23 protein-coding genes are annotated in these 19,781 nt (G+C 60.7%); 13 read left to right on the top strand and 10 right to left on the bottom strand.

Annotation, left to right across the window (positions count from 1 at the left end; translation table 11 throughout):
- Positions 1–22: 22 nt before the first annotated feature.
- A complete protein-coding gene (rpoH, locus tag V7660_RS14365) occupies positions 23–931 on the bottom strand; it encodes an RNA polymerase sigma factor RpoH (protein ID WP_335603745.1) in 909 nt (302 codons plus the stop codon).
- Between the two features lie 319 nt (positions 932–1,250).
- Between rpoH and gntA the strand changes: the two genes are divergently transcribed.
- The 5 genes from gntA to V7660_RS14340 all read left to right on the top strand — a co-directional run bounded on the left by gntA (position 1,251) and on the right by V7660_RS14340 (position 5,452).
- Positions 1,251–1,925 carry a guanitoxin biosynthesis heme-dependent pre-guanitoxin N-hydroxylase GntA gene (gene gntA, locus V7660_RS14360; protein WP_335603744.1) on the top strand — a complete coding sequence of 225 codons (675 nt, stop codon included), beginning with the start codon at positions 1,251–1,253 and terminating at the stop codon, positions 1,923–1,925.
- Positions 1,922–2,515: an urea carboxylase-associated family protein gene (locus tag V7660_RS14355; protein WP_335603743.1), complete on the top strand. Its 594-nt coding sequence runs from the start codon at positions 1,922–1,924 to the stop codon at positions 2,513–2,515. Before gntA ends, V7660_RS14355 begins: the two co-directional genes overlap by 4 nt.
- Complete coding sequence (locus tag V7660_RS14350) at positions 2,515–3,057, top strand: DUF421 domain-containing protein (RefSeq protein WP_335603742.1); 543 nt, start codon at positions 2,515–2,517, stop codon at positions 3,055–3,057. Before V7660_RS14355 ends, V7660_RS14350 begins: the two co-directional genes overlap by 1 nt.
- A 168-nt stretch (positions 3,058–3,225) precedes the next feature.
- Positions 3,226–4,947 carry an EAL domain-containing protein gene (locus tag V7660_RS14345; RefSeq protein ID WP_335603741.1) on the top strand — a complete coding sequence of 574 codons (1,722 nt, stop codon included), beginning with the start codon at positions 3,226–3,228 and terminating at the stop codon, positions 4,945–4,947.
- A gap of 124 nt (positions 4,948–5,071) precedes the next feature.
- Positions 5,072–5,452, top strand: coding sequence for a hypothetical protein (locus V7660_RS14340; RefSeq protein ID WP_335603740.1), 381 nt, complete (start codon positions 5,072–5,074; stop codon positions 5,450–5,452).
- Positions 5,453–5,566: 114 nt separating this feature from the next.
- Here the strand turns inward: V7660_RS14340 and zapE are convergent, their stop codons facing one another.
- From zapE to V7660_RS14325, 3 genes are all read right to left on the bottom strand, one after another.
- A complete protein-coding gene (gene zapE / locus V7660_RS14335) occupies positions 5,567–6,694 on the bottom strand; it encodes a cell division protein ZapE (RefSeq protein WP_335603739.1) in 1,128 nt (375 codons plus the stop codon).
- A gap of 5 nt (positions 6,695–6,699) precedes the next feature.
- Positions 6,700–7,305 (bottom strand): rhomboid family intramembrane serine protease, encoded by a 606-nt coding sequence (locus V7660_RS14330; protein ID WP_335603738.1) that lies wholly within the window; start codon positions 7,303–7,305, stop codon positions 6,700–6,702.
- Between the two features lie 103 nt (positions 7,306–7,408).
- Positions 7,409–7,843, bottom strand: coding sequence for a response regulator (locus V7660_RS14325; protein WP_335603737.1), 435 nt, complete (start codon positions 7,841–7,843; stop codon positions 7,409–7,411).
- 241 nt (positions 7,844–8,084) lie between these two features.
- Here V7660_RS14325 and V7660_RS14320 point away from each other — a divergent pair, with 241 nt between their 5' ends.
- Positions 8,085–8,987, top strand: a complete 903-nt coding sequence (locus V7660_RS14320; RefSeq protein WP_335603736.1) for a GNAT family N-acetyltransferase — start codon at positions 8,085–8,087, stop codon at positions 8,985–8,987.
- Positions 8,988–9,030: 43 nt separating this feature from the next.
- Positions 9,031–9,720 (top strand): SOS response-associated peptidase, encoded by a 690-nt coding sequence (locus tag V7660_RS14315; protein WP_335603735.1) that lies wholly within the window; start codon positions 9,031–9,033, stop codon positions 9,718–9,720.
- Here V7660_RS14315 and V7660_RS14310 read toward each other — a convergent pair.
- From V7660_RS14310 to V7660_RS14295, 4 genes are read right to left on the bottom strand one after another with little or no spacing between them, the layout of a single operon-like run.
- A complete protein-coding gene (locus V7660_RS14310; RefSeq protein ID WP_335603734.1) occupies positions 9,717–11,264 on the bottom strand; it encodes a GNAT family N-acetyltransferase in 1,548 nt (515 codons plus the stop codon). The genes V7660_RS14315 and V7660_RS14310 overlap by 4 nt on opposite strands.
- 30 nt (positions 11,265–11,294) lie before the next feature.
- Positions 11,295–12,590 (bottom strand): ATP-binding protein, encoded by a 1,296-nt coding sequence (locus tag V7660_RS14305; protein ID WP_335603733.1) that lies wholly within the window; start codon positions 12,588–12,590, stop codon positions 11,295–11,297.
- A 4-nt stretch (positions 12,591–12,594) separates the two neighbouring features.
- Positions 12,595–13,278, bottom strand: a complete 684-nt coding sequence (locus V7660_RS14300; protein WP_335603732.1) for a response regulator transcription factor — start codon at positions 13,276–13,278, stop codon at positions 12,595–12,597.
- The gene (locus V7660_RS14295; RefSeq protein ID WP_335603731.1) at positions 13,275–13,634 is read right to left on the bottom strand and encodes a MarR family winged helix-turn-helix transcriptional regulator; all 360 of its coding nucleotides are present in this window, start codon (positions 13,632–13,634) and stop codon (positions 13,275–13,277) included. The genes V7660_RS14300 and V7660_RS14295 overlap by 4 nt, the downstream gene beginning before the upstream one ends.
- Positions 13,635–13,797: 163 nt before the next feature.
- On the opposite strand from V7660_RS14295, the gene V7660_RS14290 reads away from it, so the two are divergent.
- The 5 genes from V7660_RS14290 to V7660_RS14270 all read left to right on the top strand — a co-directional run bounded on the left by V7660_RS14290 (position 13,798) and on the right by V7660_RS14270 (position 17,379).
- On the top strand, positions 13,798–14,676 hold the full coding sequence (locus V7660_RS14290; RefSeq protein ID WP_335603730.1) for a branched-chain amino acid aminotransferase: 879 nt from the start codon (positions 13,798–13,800) through the stop codon (positions 14,674–14,676).
- A 68-nt stretch (positions 14,677–14,744) separates the two neighbouring features.
- Positions 14,745–16,196: a hypothetical protein gene (locus tag V7660_RS14285; RefSeq protein WP_335603729.1), complete on the top strand. Its 1,452-nt coding sequence runs from the start codon at positions 14,745–14,747 to the stop codon at positions 16,194–16,196.
- Positions 16,197–16,252: 56 nt separating this feature from the next.
- On the top strand, positions 16,253–16,708 hold the full coding sequence (dut, locus tag V7660_RS14280) for a dUTP diphosphatase (RefSeq protein ID WP_335603728.1): 456 nt from the start codon (positions 16,253–16,255) through the stop codon (positions 16,706–16,708).
- A 162-nt stretch (positions 16,709–16,870) separates the two neighbouring features.
- Positions 16,871–17,062: a hypothetical protein gene (locus V7660_RS14275; RefSeq protein ID WP_335603727.1), complete on the top strand. Its 192-nt coding sequence runs from the start codon at positions 16,871–16,873 to the stop codon at positions 17,060–17,062.
- 86 nt (positions 17,063–17,148) lie between these two features.
- Positions 17,149–17,379: a hypothetical protein gene (locus V7660_RS14270; protein ID WP_034817122.1), complete on the top strand. Its 231-nt coding sequence runs from the start codon at positions 17,149–17,151 to the stop codon at positions 17,377–17,379.
- On the opposite strand, the gene V7660_RS14265 is transcribed toward V7660_RS14270, so the two are convergent.
- Complete coding sequence (locus V7660_RS14265) at positions 17,376–17,513, bottom strand: hypothetical protein (RefSeq protein WP_335603726.1); 138 nt, start codon at positions 17,511–17,513, stop codon at positions 17,376–17,378. The genes V7660_RS14270 and V7660_RS14265 overlap by 4 nt on opposite strands.
- A gap of 184 nt (positions 17,514–17,697) precedes the next feature.
- On the opposite strand from V7660_RS14265, the gene V7660_RS14260 reads away from it, so the two are divergent.
- Complete coding sequence (locus tag V7660_RS14260; RefSeq protein ID WP_335603725.1) at positions 17,698–18,357, top strand: RDD family protein; 660 nt, start codon at positions 17,698–17,700, stop codon at positions 18,355–18,357.
- A 15-nt stretch (positions 18,358–18,372) separates the two neighbouring features.
- Here the strand turns inward: V7660_RS14260 and V7660_RS14255 are convergent, their stop codons facing one another.
- Positions 18,373–19,713: an ATP-dependent DNA helicase gene (locus tag V7660_RS14255; protein ID WP_335603724.1), complete on the bottom strand. Its 1,341-nt coding sequence runs from the start codon at positions 19,711–19,713 to the stop codon at positions 18,373–18,375.
- Positions 19,714–19,781: the final 68 nt, after the last annotated feature.

Below are 19,781 nucleotides of genomic sequence, written 5' to 3'. Positions count from 1 at the left end.
CCTTGAAAAGCAGGGCCAGGCCTCAGGCGGCGGTGGCGCCCGTGCTTGGCAGGCCTTGATCCTTCGCCATGCGTTTCATGGCCTTCTGGAGCTTTTCGAAGGCCCGCACTTCAATCTGACGAATCCGTTCACGCGAAACATTGTAGACCTCGGAGAGTTCTTCCAGCGTCTTCGGTTCTTCCGACAGGCGCCGTTCCGTCAGGATATGGCGTTCCCGTTCGTTCAGATCTTCCATGGCGGAGGTCAGCAATTCCATCCGCGCATTGAATTCCTGCTTGTCGGCAAACTCCTCGGCTTGGCCCTGGTCATCATCGGCCAGCCAGTCCTGCCACTCCATGTCGCCATCGGTGCCCATCGGCACGTTCAGGGACGCATCTGAGCCGGACATGCGTCCGTTCATGGAATAGACTTCGGCTTCCGTGACATTGAGCTTTTCAGCAATCAGCTGGGCCTGTTCGGGGCGAAGGTCGCCTTCGTCCAGCGCTTTCATCTCGCCCTTCAGGCGGCGCAGATTGAAGAACAGCTTCTTCTGCGCGGCCGTGGTGCCCAGTTTGACGAGGCTCCAGCTGCGCAGGATGTATTCCTGGATCGCGGCCCGGATCCACCACATGGCGTAGGTGGCAAGGCGGAAGCCCTTGTCCGGGTCGAATTTCTTGACGGCCTGCATCAGGCCGACATTGCCCTCGGAGATTACTTCGGCCATAGGCAGGCCATAGCCGCGATACCCCATGGCAATCTTGGCCACGAGACGCAGGTGGGATGTCACCATCTTCTCAGCGGCCTGGGTGTCTTCCTGTTCACGCCATTTCCGCGCGAGCATGAACTCCTCGTTCTTCTCGAGCATTGGGAATTTGCGAATTTCGGTGAGGTAGCGGCTCAGGCCCTGTTCCGGGCTGAGAGCCACGCTCGCACTGGCGGTTTTGTTCGCCATAATCCAATCTCCTCCTTTGCAGACCAACCCCGCTTTGCGGCGATCGTTCCGGCAATCAGATGTTCTTCCTGACGTTTAGCCCCGCTATGCGGCGGCGTCGCCCCGTAGTATCCGCATTAATGTCATCGCGGATTAACATAAATAAGCACGCCAGCCCTGCTTTTGAAGGGGTTTTGAGCGGCTGAATTCACTTGCCGCAGTCAGCTTGTCCCTTGCCATCAAAGGGGGCGCATATGCGCCGCACATTCCTGTCAGCAGTTGCGGAACCGGTTTGAATGTCAAGCGGTTGATTGCCCGTATCATAACAGGAAATACTGAAATGGGCAGCACTACTCTCAGTCGCACGGATGCCTTCAAGCAGTTCGTGCAATCCGACACCTTCCCCTGTATCGGGGCAAAATCCGCAATGGTCCGCGACCAGCTGATGATTGCCGAGTTCGGGGATATCGACTCCGCCGCTGGCGACATCAATCTCAGACGGGCGCTCGAAGAGTTCATCGACCAGCTCGATTTTGACTCGCCGGTCGTCCAGTCCTTCGTGGCGATCTTCACCGGGCCGACCCAGATGTCGGAAACCGAATTCGAGCGCGCGCTCTGGAACAGGCTCCAATCCCTCCACAATCTCGACGTGGTCGAGGGCAGGGGATGGGCCGAGAGCGCCGAGCGCGACCCGGAATCGGCGCATTTCTCCATGGGCCTGCTGGGCGAAGCGTTCTTCGTCATCGGCCTGCACCCCGATGCGTCCCGTCCGGCCCGCCGGTTTGAGTTCCCCGCGCTCGTGTTCAATTCGCATGAGCAGTTTGAGCGCCTGCGGGAAGATGGTAGGTTCGAGAAGATGAAAAAGATCATCCGCGAGCGCGACAAGGCGCTGGCCGGATCGGTCAATCCGATGCTGGCCGATTTCGGTCGCGGCTCTGAAGCCGCCCAATATTCCGGCCGCGAGGTCGGGCCCGACTGGAAATGTCCGTTCACCCCACAGGAGCCGCTGAAATGAGCCATCGAATTCCGCCAAAATCCGGCGCCGCCTTCATCCTTCGCAAGGGCGAGCGCCTGACTGTAACGGATCCCGAGGGCGAACAGGTCAGCGATATGGTCGCGTATAATCTGGACGACCGGAAGGAAGTCATTTCGTCCGGTCGCTCCCTCGATTATGCCGGGCGCATGTTCCTGACCAAGGGAGACATCCTCTATTCGAACCGCAGCAATGACATGCTGAAGATTGTCGAGGACGAAGTGGGTCGTCATGATTTCACCCTGACGCCGTGCTCGAAGGATACATTCCGCAAACTGTATAATGAGGCATACCCGAAAGGCGGCTGTCAGGAAAACCTGGAAGCTGCGCTCGCCGACTATGATATCGGGCCGGATGATATCCCCATCGCGTTCAACATCTTCATGCATGTGGCGACCGATCCCGAGACCGGCGAGATCAAGGTGCTGCCGCCGCTCAGCAAGCCCGGACAATCGATCACCTTCGAGGCCTGCATGGATCTGCTGATCGGCATGACCAGTTGCTCGGCCGGAGAATCGAACAATTTTGCTTACAAGCCGATTGATTACGAGATCGCGCAGGGGGCGGTCTGATGGATATTTCAGCCATCTATTATGACGGGTGGAAGGATCTGGTCCGGATCGCCCTGGCGGCGCCCGTTATCTATATCACGATCATTGCGTTCATCCGCCTCGCCGGCAAACGGTCGACGTCTCAGATGAATAATTTTGACTGGGTGGTGACGGTGGCGCTCGGCTCCATCGCCGGGGCCGGGATTACGTCGAATAGTGTCACGGCGTTCGAGGCCCTGTTCGCGATCCTGATCCTGCTGGGCATTCAATGGGCGCTGACCTTCATTATCGCCCGCATGGGCGGGCTTGAGGGACTGGTCAAATCCAGCCCGCGCTTGCTCGTCTACCGGGGAGAATATCTCGAAAAGAATATTCGCGACGAACGCCTGACCAAATCGGAAGTGCTTGCCGCGCTCCGCGAAAACGGTCTCACGCATGTAGAGGCGGCCGAAGCGGTTGTGCTGGAAACCGACGCGTCGTTCAGCGTGATTGCGCGCGAAAATGCCAGCGTGTCACCCGAGCATCTCGCCCGTTCCGTGCGGGGCGTCCCGGACCAGTCCTGACACTCGATTTGGGTCAGGCTCAGGCGTCTCTATAGCATCAAATGTCATAATAAATTCACATAATTCAATGGCTTGTCCGCTGTTGTGGATATTGCTGGTTACCAAGTTTTCAGACTGTCCTGATAGGCAGACCCCTGAGTGCCTTTGGGTGGGGCAGATGGGTTTATTATGAGATTTCGCTCCACGTCCTGGATGCATTTTTCGCCGCTCTATGTGAGCGACAGTTTTGATGCGGTGTCGGCATTCTTTGTCAACAATCCGGAAGCCACCTTGTGTCCGATCGTCGACCGGACCGGCAAGCCGGTCGGCTTCGTCTCGCTACAGGCGTTCCAGCGGCTGATCTCCAACCCGTTCGGATATGCCCTGAACCAGAAGAAGGGGGTGGCCGGGATCATGGACCGCAACCCGCTCGTCATGGCCCTGTCCGAGGATGCGGCGACGGTGTTCGGCAGCATTCGGGACAAGTCCGAGTTGCTGACCAATGGCCTGATCCTGGTCCATGAGGACGGCGTCTATGCGGGCTGCCTGAATGCGCTCGGCGTCTTCCATGCCCTGACCGAAATTCATGCCAGCATGCTGACGGACCTCCAGGCCGAAATTGAGGAGCGCGAGCGCGCCGAGCGCAAGATCCGGCAACTGGCCGACACCGATCCGCTGACGCAGATCCTCAATCGCCGCGCCTTTGTCCGGGAAGTGCAGTCCCTGGTCGAGCAGGGGGCACCCTTCATGTGCGCGCTGGTGGATCTGGATCGGTTCAAGCCCCTGAATGACCGCTATGGACATGCCATTGGGGACCGCGTGCTGAAAGTGCTGGCGAGCCGGCTCTCGGAGATGGAGGGCTGCCAGTTTGCCTGCAGGCTGGGCGGAGACGAATTTGCATTTGTCCTTGGCGGCGCCGGAGCGCCCGCGCTGGACATGGCGGCCCACGCCCAGAGCGCGCTCTTGTCCCCCATAGAGACAGAGCTTGGCCTTGTCTCGGTGGGTGCCTCCATCGGCCTTGCGGCCTTCCCGAACGATGCGGCCGATGAGGCCAGTCTGATGTATGCCGCCGACAAGGCGATGATCCGAATAAAGTCTGAAGGCGGAGGGATTGCTGCGTTCGACCGTCGGCAGGATATGTCGGACATGGGCGCCGAAGAGTTCGACAAGACCATTATCGGGGCCGTGAAGGACAATCGCTTCCAGCCCGCCGTCCAGCCAATCCTGGACCTGCGCACGCACATGATAGCGGGCTATGAGGTGCTTGCGCGCTGGCCTGATAGCGGGTTCAGCCGCCAGCCCTCGCCGAAACAGTTCATGCCGGCGGTTGAACGTCTCGGCCTGATCGACAGCTTTTTCTGGTCCATGCTCAATCAGGCGCTGCGCTGGCTGCCTGACGGCACCAGCTTCCTGTCTTTCAACGTCTCCCCGTCGCAGCTGACGTCTCATGAATTTGCCGACAATTTCCTCAACGCGCTCCGGCGTCATGGCATCCCGCCCGAACGGATCGAACTCGAAATCACCGAGAACGTCCTGTTCCGGAATATCGACACGAGCAAGCAGGTGCTCGGCAAGATTGTCGGGGCAGGGGTCTCGCTGGCCCTCGATGATTTCGGCACTGGCTATTCTTCGCTCTCTCTTTTGGAAGAATTGCCCTTCAACAAGGTCAAGCTCGACAAGAGCCTGCTGGGCAAGAAGAGTGATTCCGGCGTCCTGCCCAAAGTGCTGACGGGCAGCCTGAAGATGTGCCGGGAAATGAATCTGATCAGCTGCGCCGAAGGCGTGGAAACCAGCTGGCAGCTGGAACAGCTCGCCGCGCGCAATTGCGACCTGATCCAGGGCTATCTGATCGGCCGGGCTGTGCTCTGCAAGGAAATGACCGCGCCCGATCTCAATGTGCGCGCAGGCTGAGACCGCCGCATAGGGGAGTAGCGGCGCGCGTATCCTGCAAGAAAACGTCCCCGTCCTGTAGTCACGCCTGGCCTTGGTCAGACCTTATCCGTCCCCTCTGTAGGCGAGGCGTATACTCTCGTGCATGGACAGCCTGTTTGCGCCCCCGCCACCGCTCAAGCCGCACCTCCAGCCGTTCCGGTTCTGGATATGGTTGCAGCTGGTCCTGCTGCGCCTCTATGTGCGCCGCCTCAAGGGGCGCGGCACGCCGTTTCTGACAATGTGTGATGCCCGCGGCAATGTCTGGATCGCCGCCGTCGGAGATGCGCCGGAGACCGCGCGGCCAGATCCGTTGGCGTTCACGCCGTCAAAGGCATTTCAGGTGGCGATGGGCTGTGTGTCACCGTCCGGCATGGGGCTGGAGATTGCCCGCCTTGCCGGGTACGTGCTCCGGGCCGACTGGCCCTGCGCCGGCGGCCTGCAGGGCCAGGGGACCGATATGCCCTTGCCTCTGCCCGATACCTGACCGCCCGGCGCACCTAAAAACCTGGTTTTACCTTCCAAGCGCCTTCAGGGGCGTCGCACCTGCATGTCTATGCGGGGGTCCATGACGTGCCTCACAGGACAAACGACATGACCGCTACTCGGTTTCCAGTTCGACGCGGGCCTCGGCCAGATAATCCGTGGACCGCATTTCATGGAGACGGCTGGCGGTGCGCTCGAACTCGAAACTGCCATCGCCTTCGGGGTAGAGGCTTTCCGGCTCGGCCGCCGCGCTGGCGACCAGCTTGATCTTCGCCTCATACAGCGCATCGATCAGTGCCACGAAGCGGGCCGCCTCATTCCGGTTTTCCGGGCCGAGCGTCGGAATGCCTGACAGGATCACCGTGTTGAAATTTGCGGCAATCGCCAGATAGTCGCGAGACCCGAGCGGCCGGGCGCACAATTCCTCGAAGGTGAAGCGCGCCACTCCGGCGGCTTCACGATGCACTTCCAGCTTGCGGCCCTTGACGGTCAGCACACAATGCTGCGGTTCGGCGCCAAGGGTCAGCCGGTCCCAGGCCCGGTCCAGCGCGGCCTCGGACCCCGCGTTCAGCGGCGCATACCAGACCGGCGCTTCGATCAGGCGGTCGAGCCGGTAATCCCGCTCCGAGGCGAGTTCCAGAATCTCGCAGTGCGCCTTCAGATGCTCGATAAAGGGGAGGAAGAGGGGGCGGTTGATGCCATCCTTGTAGAGATCATTGGGGTGGCGGTTGGACGTGGCCACCACCGTGACCCTCATGTCGAACAACGCCTCGAACAGGCGAGCCAGAACCATCGCATCGGCGATCTGGGTGACCTGGAATTCATCGAAGCAGAGCAGGCTCGCCTCGGAGGCGATCTGTTTCGCCACTGGCGCGATCGGGTCGTCGCCCGCTCCCTTGACGCGCCATTCCGAACGTCTGCGGTCGTCCTGAGATAGCTTGCGCCAGGCATCCAGACGGTCATGCACTTCGGCCATGAATTCATGGAAATGGACCCGGCGGCGGGCTTCAACCGGCGCACTTTCGAAGAACAGATCCATCAGCATGGATTTGCCCCGGCCAACGCCGCCCCACATGTAGAGGCCGGTCACGGTTTCAGCTTTCGAGAACCAGCCCCCGGTCTTGCGATTGGCCAGTCGGTGTTCCAGATCGTTCAGCGCCGCAGCGGCGGTTGCCTGAACCGGGTCCGGCGTCAGCTGGCCGCTCTCGATGCGGGCTTCATATTTCTCAAGCACGTTGGGCATTTTTCTCAACCCAGCCGCTCGGCGATCTGGGCCAGCAGTCGGCTCCACGAACCGGGCACGAGCAGAAAGGTCAGCGCCGCGCCAGCCAGCGCTCCGCCAAGATGGGCCCCATGCGCGATCATCGTGTTAGGCCTGCGAGAGAGAAAATAGCTGACGGAAATGAACAATGCGGCAGCCACGATCGCCCACATGGGAATGATGAAGAACAGGCCCAGCATGGCGAACGGCAATAGCACGCTGAAGGAGAGCACCACGCCCGAGGTCGCGCCGGACGCGCCGACCGCGCGATAATCCGGCTGGTTCTTCTTGTCGACATATTCCCAGATGTTCCCTGCCAGCAGTGAGCCAATATAGATGATCAGGAAAGTCGTTGCACCGAGAATACGTTCCAACACCCGGCCAAATTCCCACAGGACGAACATGTTGATGAACAAATGGGTCGCATTCACGTGCAGGAAGGCGGAGGTCACGAAACGCCACCATTGGCGACCGTCCCGGATCGGGGCGATCCAGAAATTGTTGTCCTCGAAGAAGTCGCGGTTCGACAGGCCGATCAGGCTGACGAGGACATTGGCCGCGATCAGGCTGATCGTCACGGGGAATTCCATCATCGGGGTCACCGCCTTGTTGCTATGCCGCCCAGCAAAAAGCCGCCCGGACGTATCCAAGGCGGCTTAGCAAGGGGAAGGGGCGCTTCGCAAGCGCCCGGATGGGTTAGGCCGCGCGGACGGCCTTGGTTTCTGCGGCTGGCATCAGGTCCATCAGGAAGTCTTCAAACGCATCGGGGCGCTGGATGAAGCGATTGAACGGCAGGGTCGCCTTGAAGATGGCCTGGGGATGGATGTTGGCACCGCAGCGCAGGGCGGACTCAACGGCCTGGTCACGCACATCCATGGAAGAGACAACGGCGATCCGGTATTTGCCCATATTGGCAACCCGCGCGATGGTCATGTCAGGGTCGAAGGAATCCGGCAGGCCGAGGTCCAGGACAACAAGGTCGAAGCGTTCGAGGCGCAGGCGGGACTCGGCCAGCATCAGGGTCGGCGCCATGACAAGGTCGACTTGCACGCGCGAACGCGCTGCCTTGTCTGCAGCAATCGCCAGCATGTCCCGTACCGGCTCGTGATCTTCAACCCAGAGAACTTTCATCTACACTTATCCCGATTAATTTGCCCGCGAAGGAAAGCCTTAAGCCAACCCCCCTGTGGCGTTCACAATGGCACGTGGCTCTTACGTCTTGGTAAAGCGAAACTTTCCGAAGTGTTTATATTTCAACACAATGCAGCGTTTGAATATTCGGTACCGGCGACCATTGCCCTGTACTTCCCGCTTTGAGGGATTCTCCCGAACCCCTATGTATACAAGGGGAGAAGGGAGTGGCCGGCACGTTATGAGTGACGAGAGCCTGATCGCAAAACCGCCTGCCTTGCAGGGGTCTGCATTTCTTGATGCAGAAAAAAATATTGACCAGCATATCGTCGATACGCTGATCGAAGAGCGTTGTCCGAAACTTCGGGACAGCTGGTCCTGGCCGCTTGTCCGTCCGGTCCTCTACAAGACGCTTGGCTATCGCCGCGCCCGGGAAATGGCCGACACGATCATGCAGCTGACCGGGCGGGAATCCTTCGACCATCTCTCCCGCCAGCTGGACTTCTCGCTCGATGTGGAGGGCATTGACCGTCTTCCCCAATCCGGCAGGGTCATCATCGCGGCGAACCATCCGACCGGCTTGGCCGATGGCGTGGCGGTCTGGGATTCGCTGAAGCAGGTCCGCGAGGATGTTGTCTTCTTTGCCAATGCCGATGCGATCCGGGTCAATCCGCAGTTTCAGGATGTCATCATCCCGGTCGAATGGGTCGCCGAGAAGCGCACCCCCGCCAAGACAAGGGAAACCCTGAAGCGGGCAGGGCAGGCCTTCGCCGAAGAGAAATGCGTCGTCATCTTTCCGTCCGGCCGGCTGGCACGGAAGGAAGACGGCCGGCTGATCGAGAAGGACTGGTTCTCCACCGTGGTCGGCCTCGCCCGTAAACAGGAAGCGCCGATCCTGCCGCTCAATCTCGATGCGTGGAATTCCCGGCTGTTCTATTTCTTCAGCGAGCTGAACCCGGAACTGCGTGACATCACCCTGTTCCACGAGTTGCTCAACAAGCGCGGCGCGGAAGTGCGCATGACGTTCGGCCAGATGATTCCTCCGGACCGGCTGCAAGGCGATGCGGGTGATCTGACTGAAAAACTGAAACACCATGTCGCCTACGATCTTCTGCAGGACAGCGCCGCCGTCTTCAAACCCTGATGCGGGGCTGGGCAGGGCGGGCGACGCCGGTTAAGGGAACGCCATGCCGGGCCGCTTTTTCAGACAGGATATTTCGTGGGACGACTACCGCGAGGCGACCGGCCTTGTGCCCCCGCCGGGCATCGAGCCGCCGGAGCCTGCCTACAACATTGCGCCGAGCCAGTTCGTGCCGATCATCCGCATGGCCCCGGAAGGCGAATACGTGCCGCCCGGCACGGTCCAGCTCGCCCCGGCCTATTGGGGGCTGATCCCCAGCTGGTGGAACAAGCCGCTGAGCGAGAAGAAATTCTCCACCTTCACGGCAAGGTGCGAGGACCTTGAATTCTCCAACACGTTCCGGGGGCCGTTCCGTCATCATCGCTGTCTGGTCCCGGTCAGCGGCTATTATGAGTGGACGGGTCCGCAGGGCCATCGCAAGCCCAACGCGATTGGCCTGAGGGAACGGCCCTGGTTCTGCTTTGCCGGCCTCTGGAACCGGGCCATGATCGACGGCTCCGAGATCGACACGTTTACCATTCTGTCCACCCGGCCGAACCGGATGATCTCGGACCTGTCCAGCCGGATGCCGGTCATCCTCAAGGCGTCTGATCATCTTCGCTGGCTGAACGCGGACAATCGCAAAGTGTCAGATCTCTACGCGCCCTATCCGGCAGCCGAAATGCACGCATGGCCGGTCAGTCCGGCAGTCGGGAATGTCCGCCATCAGGGGGCTGGACTGATCCGGAAAGCCTAGTTCTTCTTCCAGGCCACCTGGTAGAGATCCAGCCGGCGGTCTTTGAGGTTCTGAACCGCGCCGGACTGGCGGGCGGTCAGCAGGTCCGAGATCGACAGATCGGCCAGGGCGATGGTTTCGGTATTCGGCGCCGTGTCTGCGGCCACGCCATCCCGCGAGAAGGGAAAATCAGACGGCGTCAGGATGCAGCTCTCCGCATAGTGAATGTCCATGTTCTCGACATTGGGGAGGTTGCCCACCACGCCGGACATGGCGACATAGCACTGGTTCTCGACCGCCCGCGCCTGACAGCAATACCGTACGCGCAAATAGCCGCGCCGCTCGTCGGTGCAGAAGGGCACGAACAGCATCAGCGCGCCCTGATCGACCAGGTGTCGGGCAATTTCCGGGAACTCGCTGTCATAGCAGATCATCACGCCAATCGGTCCGCAATCGGTCTGGATCACGGAGTTGCCGCGACCGCCCTGAATGTTCCACCAATGGCGCTCGGACGGGGTCGGGTGCAGCTTCTGTTGGGTGTGCACTGAGCCATCGCGCAGGAAGACGTGGCAGACATTGAGGATTTCGCCATTCGCCATCTGGCTCGGATGCGTGCCGCCAATGATGTTGATATTGTAGGAGACCGCCAGCTTCTCCATGAATTCGACAAAGCGGGGCGTATAGTCAGAGATCTGAGAGATCGCATCAACCGGGCCGAGCGGGCGTTCGGACAGCGACAGCAATTGCAGCGTCAGCATTTCCGGAAAGACCACAAAGTCAGACTGGTAGTCGGACGCGATGTCGACCCAATATTCCACCTGTCCCTCGAACTCGTCGATCGAGGTGATGCGGCGCATCTGGAACTGGACCGTGGCAATCCTTACGCGCTCGGGCAGGGAGGTGTCGCCAAAGCTCGTATTGGTCTGGATCTTTTCCTGTGCCAGCGGGTTTTCCCAGAACATGTGCGTGGCATGTCCCATCGAGTCCGTGTCTTCCGGCAGATAGTGGCGCAGCACGCCAAGCGGCACATAGCCCTGATTGAGCTGGAACGTGATGACCGGGTCGCGCAGCTTGGATTCGCGCACGGCTTTCACATAGTCTTCCGGGTTCGGATACTGTTTGGCGCGGCGGGCATAGGCCGGCATGCGGCCAGCAAATACGATGCCCTTCAGTTCCAGCCACTGGCACAGCTCGCGCCGTGCCTTGTAGAAACGCTGGCCAATGCGCAGCCGGCGGAAGGCCGGATCGACCGCGACATCCATCCCATACAGTACGTCACCTTCCGGATCGTGACGGGCGGCATAGCCACCGCCTGTGATCTGCATCCAGGTGTGCGGCCCGAACGCATGTTCTGAGGCAATCATGAAGGTCGCGCAGTGGCCGACAATCTGGCCTTCATATTCGGCAATGAACTGCCCGTCCGGAAACCGGTTGATCTGCGCCATGAGGTGGTCGCGGGAGTATTCCTCACCTTCGCCGTAAACGCGCGCTGACAGGGCCTGAAGGCCGGGAATGTCATCCGGCGTGGCGTTGCGGATGATCAGTTTTGCTTTGCTATTGCTCATGGCGAAGAAATGCCTCTGGAGGGATAGGGGTCAGTGGGGCAGGCGCAGGCTGGCCCGCAAGCCGCCGAGAGGGCTGTCGCTCAGGCGGAGGTCTCCGCCGTGCGCGCGCGCCGTATCCCGGGCGAGGGTCAGACCGAGCCCGGTGCCCGGCGTATTCTGGGTGCGGGCCTCGTCCAGCCGCATGAAGGGCCTGAAGGCATCCTCTCGCAGGTCGGCGGCGATGCCCGGTCCGTTGTCATCGACGTGTATATCGGCCGCATGCGGACCGTCCACAAGAGTGATTTGTGTGTCGGTGGCGAATTTTATCGCATTGGAGACCAAATTTGTCACAGCCCGCTTGATTGCGAGGCGGCGGCCATTGACCATGATCCGGTCAGGGCCTGCCACGGTCACATGCGGGCCGAACCCGGCGGCTGCATCGCGCACCAGTTCCGCAAGGTCGAAATCACTCGGATCGTCGCCCTCTTCACCGCGCGCAAATGTCAGATATTCGTCCAGCATCATCGACATGTCGTCGAGGTCGGCGCGCGCTGCCTTGATGTCGTCGGTCTCCTCCATCATGGCCAGCGCCAGCTTCAGGCGGGTGAGGGGGGTGCGCAGATCATGGCTGACCCCGGCCAGCATGGCGGTGCGCTGTTCGGCAAACGCGGTCAGCCGGTTCTTCATGTCGATGACGGCCCGGGCGGCCTCGCGCACTTCATTGGCCCCGGATGGACGGAAGTCCGGCACATCCCGGCCCCGGCCAAAGGCGCGCGCCGCCTTGGAGAGGCGCAGGATGGACTGCACCTGCTGGTTCAGAAAGCCGATGGCCAGCATCACCATGAACAGGGAGAACAGGATCACCCAGACAATGAAGAAGTGGGAATTGACGGTCAGCACCCGCTTGCGCTCGACAATGATCTCCACCGTGCGCGGGCCAGACGGGAAGCGAAGGTGCAGCATCGAATCCCGCGGGTCCAGGGCCGTCTCCACCGGCACACCCAGACGCGTTTCCAATTCATCGTCCAGCGTGCCGCTATAGGAGAAGACATTCACATGGCTGCTCCGGTCGATGTTCGCCGCGTCGCTGTCACAGGTGAAGGTCATGTCCAGGCGCTCATCAATGGTCCGGCGGTCGAGAAGCGAATCCTGGCGGCGATCACAATAGGCCTGAACAAGGCTCGCATCGCGCGCGATGGACTGGCCCAGCTTGCGGTTCACTTCCGCGATATGGCTGTCGTAATAATACCAGGACATCAGCGACAGGATCAGCACGACAGGCGCGATCACCATCAGCATGCTGCGAGCATAGAGCCCGCGCGGTGTGATATCTCTCAGGCGTAGCATCGCGTCAGTCCGGCATCAGGCGGTAGCCGACGCCCCGCACGGTCTGGATGTGGATCGGCTCCTTCGGATTGGGCTCGATCTTGCGGCGCAGGCGCGTGACCTGCACATCGACCGAGCGTTCCATCCCCGCCGAGGTCAGAGAGGCCAACTCCTCGCGGCTCACCGGTTCGCCCGGATTGGATGCCAGGATGGTCAGCAATTGCAGTTCGGCTTCCGTCAGCCGAATGCGCGTGTCGCCTTCCTTCAGCTCGCCGCGCTGGGCGTTGAAGACGAGGCCCGACATTTCGACCTCTTCGGGCGGCTCGGCCTTGTGCGACCGGCGCAGGATCGCAGCGCAGCGCAGGGAGAGTTCTTCCGGCTCGAACGGCTTGGCGAGATAGTCGTCAGCGCCATGCTTCAGGCCTTCAATCCGGCTGGAGGTTTCGCCCTTCGCCGTCAGCAGCATGACCGGGCTTTCCCGGTTGCGGCCCTCCCGCATGGATTTCAGCAGGGACAGGCCGTCTTCGCCCGGCATCATGATGTCGAGAATGGCGAGATCGAACTCCATCGCTTCCATCAGCTTGCGGGCGCTTTCGGCCCCCGATGCGGAGGTCACGCGATAGCCCTCACGCGTCAGATAGCGTTTCAACAGGTCGCGAATGCGGTCGTCATCATCGACCACGAGAATATGAGCGGCATCCTGGGTCATTTGACGAGCGCATCCATCACTTTCCGTGCCCCTTCAACCGCATCCGGCCCCGCCGCGCGATAGGCGAGACGCAGCCGCTCCCTCAGGACAATGGTGATCTGGGTGGTCAGCGTTGTGCCGGCATCCGACAGGGTGAGGGCGCGGCGGCGCTTGTCGCTCGCCTGTTCGCGCTCGCGTTCGATCAGGCCGCGCTTGTCCAGTTCGCCAATGATGCGGGCGAACGTGGGCACGGTCATGCTCAGGGAATCGCGCAGATCGCCTACCGTCTGGCCGGGCGTATAGCGGATAGCCATGAGAATTTGCAGCTCTGGCCTGCTCAGCCCTGCCTTGTGCCGGGCCTCTTCTGCGGCTCTCATCAGTTCTGCGCTGCCTGCCAGCAGGAGTCCGACACCTCTATCAAGCTCCTGATCCATAAGGAAAAGGCGCGGATCGAAAGGTCTATTCAGGTTGACGTCAGGGGCCATGTTCTGAAATGAACGCGAAAATGCTATTAGTGCAAGCGAGGAGCGCTGAACAATTATGTCTGCTTATGACGACCGCGACGGTTATATCTGGATGGATGGGGAATTCGTGCCGTGGCGGGACAGCAAGGTCCACGTCCTGACGCATGCACTTCACTATGCCTCCTCCGTCTTCGAGGGCGAGCGGGCATATGGCGGCAAGATTTTCCGCTCGCTGGATCATTCCAAGCGGTTGCACAATTCTGCCGAGATCATGGGCTTCAAAATCCCGTTTTCTGTCGATCAGGTCGAGCAGGCCAAGACCGAAGCTCTGGCAAAGTCGGGGCTCGAAAGCGCTTATGTGCGCGCGCTGGCCTGGCGCGGCTCTGAAATGATGGGCGTCTCGGCCCAGAACAACACGATCCATCTCGCGGTGGCGGTCTGGCATTGGGGCGACTATTTTGCCGACAAGATGAAGGGCATCCGCCTGACACATGCCAAGTGGCGCCGTCCGGCGCCGGACACCGCGCCCTGCCATGCCAAGGCCGCTGGCCTCTACATGATCTGCACCCTGTCCAAGCATGCCGCAGAGCGCGATGGCTATGCTGATGCCCTGATGCTCGATTATCGCGGCCAGGTGGCCGAGGCGACTGGCGCGAACATCTTCTTCGTGCGCGATGGCGCCCTGCATACGCCGACCCCGGATTGCTTCCTCAATGGCCTGACCCGCCAGACGGCGATCAAGCTGGCGAAGGAACGCGGTATCGAAGTGATCGAACGGGCGATCTTCCCGGACGAACTGTCGACCTTCTCGGAATGCTTCATCACAGGCAGCGCGGCGGAAATCACGCCGGTCGCCGAAATCGGTGAGCACCGATACAAGCCGGGCCAGATCTCCGAAGCCTTGGTCAATGACTATACCGCACTGGTCAATGGTCGGCTGGAGCTGGCGCTATAGGCGGCACGGCGCAAGCTGTACGAAAAGTAACTGAGGCCGTCTCAGGCTGGCTGCTAGGGCTTTGGCCCATGGGTGGAGCCTGGAAAGAGTTCGCGCGCGAGCGCCTTCCCTTTGTGGTGGGATCATTGGGCCTCAACGGCCTGATCCTGTTTCTCTTTGCCATCGCCTTCGGACATAAACTGCCCCCACCTCCTCAGCCGCTGGTTTTGGAGGTGGACATCGTCGAGCTTCCACCGATCCTCCCGCCAGAGCCAGAGCCAGAGCCAGAGCCAGAGCCAGAGCCAGAGCCAGAGCCAGAGCCAGAGCCAGAGCCAGAGCCAGAGCCCGTTCCGGAATTGCCGCCGGAGCCGCTGCCGGACATCGAGCCCGAACCTCTACCCGAACCAGATCCGGAACCGTTGCCCCAGCCGGACCCTGAGCCTGTCCCGGAAACGGAACTGGTCATGGAAGAGGCCCTGCCGCCGCCTGAAGCGCCCGTGGACCTCGTCGTCGACGATCCCATTCCTGCGCCCGAGCCTCTGCCACTTGCCGTGGAGGAAGAGGTGCTGCCGGACCCTCAGCCGGGCCTGCCCGTCGAAGACATCCCCGAAGAACCGGCCATGGAAGACCCGGAGGAGCTGCCAGAAGAACTGCCGGACACGCTGGAAGCCCCCCTTGAAAACGCCGAACCGGACCTTGAGACCGAAGCGCTGCCCGAGGAGGTGCCAGAAACGGCTCCGGACGCACCGGTTGAGGATCTGGCTGAAATAATTCCCGAAGAAGAGCCTGAAGCGATTCCGGAAGATCTTATCGAGGACATTGAACCCGAAATCGAGCCAGTTGAGGAAACGCAGCCACTCATCCCCGACCCGGTAGTAGAGCCCGATCCTGTAACGGAGCCTGCTGAAGAAATTCCGCTCGAACTGGAGCCGCAGCCTGAACAGGTGCCCGAGGTCGATCTCCCCGATGTCGTGGAGCCGGAACCTGACCCGGACGAAGCGATCATCCTGCCGGACTCGTCTGACGCGCCGTTGCAGACCCTTGCGCCGCCCGTGCAACAGCCTGCGACCACGGCGCAGCCCTTTGCCAGACCCCAACCTTTCGGACGTCCGCCCCCCGTGCGCGTGCCGGGCATCGAGTTTTCCCTGCCGCCGGCAACGGCCGGGGGAGGGGCTGGCGCGCTTGGCGCGCTGCTCTGCCACAAGCTGACCGAAGAACAGCGCCTCAAGGCCAATTGCGATCTTGATGCCACGAAACAGGCCTATCAGGACGCCGCCAATGCCGGCCTCGACCGGGACGAGCAGAACCGGCTCGACGGCGCCTATGACGGCCAGCTGCGCTCAACCCTGCCGGATGATTCCGCGTTTGAGAGCTTCCTGAAACGCAATGACGGCGTTCCGAAAACCACATTGGACGGGATCGACAATACGGTTTTCATGAAGCGGCGCTCTGAATCCGAGCGCAAGCATGACCAGTTGATGCGCGGCGACACGATGGAGTGGGAAGACGAGGTCTTCGAGGCGCATCAGGACGAGGACTAGCGCCCACCGCCCTATCTGCTTGACTCGAATATGCGACTCCGCCAACGGCTCAGGACATGACCAAGGTTACTGTCTCCGTCCGCCCGCTGCCCCATTTTGAGGGGCTCGACCTGCCAGCCTATGAAACCATCGGCTCAGCCGGCATGGATGTCCGCGCGGCGGTCTCGCAGGAAGATCCGATCCTGCTGCAGGCCGGTGAGCGGGCGATGATCCCGACCGGGCTGTCGGTGGCCATTCCGCAGGGCTATGAAATCCAGGTCCGGCCGCGCTCCGGCCTTGCCGCCAAGCATGGCCTGACCTGCCTCAACACACCGGGCACGATCGACAGCGACTATCGCGGCGAGATCAAGGTGATCCTGATCAATTTGGGGCAGGATGCCTTCACCATCCAGCGCGGCGAACGCATTGCCCAGCTGGTCCTTGCGCCGGTCACGCAACTGGCATGGGAAGAAGTGGATGCGCTGGACGAGACGGACCGCGGCGCAGGCGGATTCGGCTCAACGGGAAGATAATCCGGGTTTCTTCTTGAACATGTGTTCGCCCCTCCTTACATATTGAATATCGATAAGTTCAGGAGAGCGGTGCATTCGCCGAATTGCGGATCCATCTAACAGACGGGGAGCTCCAAACGACTGACTTTCGTACCAACGTCTTGTCAGAAAAGGAGCCTCAACTTGTCTTTCCTAGTCTTCCTTGTTTTCGTTCTGGTGATCGTCTCACTCGCGCGGTCCGGGAAATCCCCCCCGCCTGAAGCGTCGCCAGATGCCGACCGGATCGCCAATCTGGCCGAGCGTGTGCGCACGCTGGAAGCCATCATTCTTGACCGCGACCGCCGCTTGCGCCGCGAGATCGACGGCCTCCAATAGGTCCGGACCACGACAGGTGGCAAATTTTCTTGTAAGATTTGTCTGAATTGTATATATCGAAAAACGATACAAAGGGGAGTTACCGAATGGACCCGATCGTCATGGTCGTCCTCATTGTGCTGATCTCGGTCGGCGCAGGTGTGGTGAACAACTATCTGAAACTGAAAGCCAACGCCAAATCCGACAAGGGTGCGGACGAAGACATCCAGCGGGTCCTCGGTGAGGTCGACCGGTTGAAGGAACGTGTGCGGGTGTTGGAAAAGATCGTGACCGATCAGGAGCGTCAGCTATCCGACGAAATCCGTAAGCTGGCCTAGTTTCCGCCGCCGCCAGGGATGCGCATCTTGCGGCGCTGAGCGGCGAGTTGGGCCTGGGTTTTCTTCGTGGGAGAGCTGCCCACACCCAGTCTCAGATTGGCTCTGCGCTGGCGGCGTTCGTTGATGGCTTGCATGGCAATCTGCCTTCCGAATCGTTTCTGTACGCTCATCTCACAAGAACAATGCGTCAGCTTTATGATTGTTTCGTTAACGTCTCGTTAGAGAACTTCATCCGTGTGCCCGGCAAATTTCACCATTTGCGGGAAGGGGGTGTAAACCCCGATCTGATAGACCTCACCAAAAGCGTGAGGGTATGGGATGACGGGTTTTGGCAAGCGTCCAGCGCCGGGGAATACGGCGACTTTCGGCAAGAAGCACACCACCAGCTACCGGCCTGCTGCGCCGCGCCCGACAGCTGGGGCAGACATGCCGGATTTCCTGAAAACGGAGTCCTCGGCGTCCCACCAGGCATACAAAGCCTCCATTGTCGCGGGAGAGCCAATTTTCTGGCGCCGCATTCTGTCCAGACTGGTTGATGAGTTTTTGTGCTGGATGATCCTGCTGATCCCGTTCGGGTCTGGTATCCTTTCGGCAGCCGGAACATATATCGAGGCCCCGGCTGGAAGCGCCGAAGAAACTCGCGCCGCCGTAGACCTGTTTGGCTACAGTATCCTGTTCATCTTCCTTTCCACCGCCTACGGCACGATCATGGAAGCTTCCAGGCTGCAAGCAACTTTCGGTAAGCTGATGATTGGTGCGGTGCTCGTGACGCCTACTGGCGACAAACCGAAAATCTGGCAGGCCCTGCTTCGCAACAGTATTGGCCGGTTGGTGGTCAATCTGCTGCCATTCTACGCTGGTTATGCGATGGGGATGTTCAGGAAAGACCGGCGCTGCCTGCACGATCTGATGTCGGGAACCATGGTCTGTTCGAAAGTGCCGGCAGCCACGTCCAGTTATTCCGAAGTTTTTGCCTGAGCCGTCAGGTTGGGCTCAAAGCAGCTGGTCCTCGCCTGTCGCAAAGCGGGCGAGCAAATAGGCATCCGTATCTTCGATTGTGTCGAGCTTGCCAAAGGCAAAGGCTTCGCGATCCAGCACCAGGTCTCGTGGGCGCAATTCGCGGCTGATTGATAACCCCTCCAGAGAGCGGGCCCGTGAGAAGGCGACATAGGCTTGTCCGTGGGCGAACATGCCTGAGTCGAAATCAATGAAGACCTTGTCGAGAGTCAGGCCCTGCGCCTTGTGGATCGTCACGGCATAGGCGAGGCGCAACGGCATCTGCTTGAATGTGCCGACGACTTCGCGCTTCACCTTCTTGGTTTCCGGGTCCAGCTCGTAGCGGTATTTTTCCCAGGCCGTCGGCTCGATCTCGTAGACATGATCCTCGATCTCCACCATCACGCGCGTGCCGGAGAAGCCTGCGACAGTGGCGAGCGTGCCATTCACCCAACGCCCTTCGGGATCATTCTTGATCAGCATGACCCGCGCACCTTCCTTCAGCTCAAGGTCGGCTTCAGTCGGATAGGCTTTTTCATCGAACTGGCCCTGCACATCGGCCTCGAATTTCTGGGACCGTGTGTTCAGGCCTTCGAGCCGTGCCTGGTTGATGCGGTAGGCATTGGCATTGTTCGGCGTCAGTACGACATGGGTCTCTGAGGCCTCGACCGCTGATCTTGTGCTGACCAGTCCGCGCAATACGGCTTCGTCATTCGGCGTGACCCGCCCCGTGCGCAGCGCGCCCAGCAAGGCGAGGAAGCGCGGCTCGGCCTGACGGAACACGTGCTTGAGGGCCAGCAGGGAAAATTCGGCATCCTTGAAGGCAGGTGCGTTGAAGAAATAGCTTCCGCCAAAGCGCTCGCGCAGGATCGGTGCTTCCTGGCCTGACACGACCGGGGGCAGCTGGTGCAGGTCGCCCGAGAGGATCATGCGTACGCCGCCAAAGGGGCGCTTGGACGCGCGGTTCAATTTCAGGCTCTTGTCGATGGCATCCAGCATGTCGGAGCGGACCATCGAGATCTCGTCGATGATCATCGTATCAATCGCCTTCACAAGACGTGTCGAGCGCAGGCGCTTGATGTCCGTCGGCTCGATCAGGCGCGGCGGGAATTTGAAGAAGGAATGGATCGTCTGCCCGCCGGCATTCATCGCCGCCACACCTGTGGGCGCGAGCACGATGGCCTTCTCGCCAGCGCCTGCGAGGAATTTGCGCAACATCGTGGTCTTGCCGGTGCCTGCGCGGCCGGTGAGGAACAAATTGCCCTGCGCGCCGGTGCCGGTGGCCACCCAATTTGCGGGCGTGGCATAGATGGTGTCGGGGGTGGTTTCGGTGGTCACGTGTCTGGCTTAACGGCGTTTTGCAGGGAAGGCGAGGGCGGCCCTGCCGGGAATGGAAAAGCCCCCGA

It is taken from the genome of Hyphomonas sp. (assembly GCF_036964145.1).
Lineage (GTDB): Bacteria > Pseudomonadota > Alphaproteobacteria > Caulobacterales > Hyphomonadaceae > Hyphomonas.
The sequence above is the reverse complement of the archived record's forward strand: the minus strand, read 5'-3'. Positions and strand labels throughout refer to the sequence as shown.

Coding starts and splice junctions, on each gene's coding strand:
- rpoH (WP_335603745.1), bottom strand. CDS start 931: ATGGCGAACAAAACCGCCAGTGCGAGCGTGGCTCTCAGCCCGGAACAG.
- gntA (WP_335603744.1), top strand. CDS start 1,251: ATGGGCAGCACTACTCTCAGTCGCACGGATGCCTTCAAGCAGTTCGTG.
- V7660_RS14355 (WP_335603743.1), top strand. CDS start 1,922: ATGAGCCATCGAATTCCGCCAAAATCCGGCGCCGCCTTCATCCTTCGC.
- V7660_RS14350 (WP_335603742.1), top strand. CDS start 2,515: ATGGATATTTCAGCCATCTATTATGACGGGTGGAAGGATCTGGTCCGG.
- V7660_RS14345 (WP_335603741.1), top strand. CDS start 3,226: ATGAGATTTCGCTCCACGTCCTGGATGCATTTTTCGCCGCTCTATGTG.
- V7660_RS14340 (WP_335603740.1), top strand. CDS start 5,072: ATGGACAGCCTGTTTGCGCCCCCGCCACCGCTCAAGCCGCACCTCCAG.
- zapE (WP_335603739.1), bottom strand. CDS start 6,694: ATGCCCAACGTGCTTGAGAAATATGAAGCCCGCATCGAGAGCGGCCAG.
- V7660_RS14330 (WP_335603738.1), bottom strand. CDS start 7,305: ATGATGGAATTCCCCGTGACGATCAGCCTGATCGCGGCCAATGTCCTC.
- V7660_RS14325 (WP_335603737.1), bottom strand. CDS start 7,843: ATGAAAGTTCTCTGGGTTGAAGATCACGAGCCGGTACGGGACATGCTG.
- V7660_RS14320 (WP_335603736.1), top strand. CDS start 8,085: ATGAGTGACGAGAGCCTGATCGCAAAACCGCCTGCCTTGCAGGGGTCT.
- V7660_RS14315 (WP_335603735.1), top strand. CDS start 9,031: ATGCCGGGCCGCTTTTTCAGACAGGATATTTCGTGGGACGACTACCGC.
- V7660_RS14310 (WP_335603734.1), bottom strand. CDS start 11,264: ATGAGCAATAGCAAAGCAAAACTGATCATCCGCAACGCCACGCCGGAT.
- V7660_RS14305 (WP_335603733.1), bottom strand. CDS start 12,590: ATGCTACGCCTGAGAGATATCACACCGCGCGGGCTCTATGCTCGCAGC.
- V7660_RS14300 (WP_335603732.1), bottom strand. CDS start 13,278: ATGACCCAGGATGCCGCTCATATTCTCGTGGTCGATGATGACGACCGC.
- V7660_RS14295 (WP_335603731.1), bottom strand. CDS start 13,634: ATGAGAGCCGCAGAAGAGGCCCGGCACAAGGCAGGGCTGAGCAGGCCA.
- V7660_RS14290 (WP_335603730.1), top strand. CDS start 13,798: ATGTCTGCTTATGACGACCGCGACGGTTATATCTGGATGGATGGGGAA.
- V7660_RS14285 (WP_335603729.1), top strand. CDS start 14,745: ATGGGTGGAGCCTGGAAAGAGTTCGCGCGCGAGCGCCTTCCCTTTGTG.
- dut (WP_335603728.1), top strand. CDS start 16,253: ATGACCAAGGTTACTGTCTCCGTCCGCCCGCTGCCCCATTTTGAGGGG.
- V7660_RS14270 (WP_034817122.1), top strand. CDS start 17,149: ATGGACCCGATCGTCATGGTCGTCCTCATTGTGCTGATCTCGGTCGGC.
- V7660_RS14265 (WP_335603726.1), bottom strand. CDS start 17,513: ATGCAAGCCATCAACGAACGCCGCCAGCGCAGAGCCAATCTGAGACTG.
- V7660_RS14260 (WP_335603725.1), top strand. CDS start 17,698: ATGACGGGTTTTGGCAAGCGTCCAGCGCCGGGGAATACGGCGACTTTC.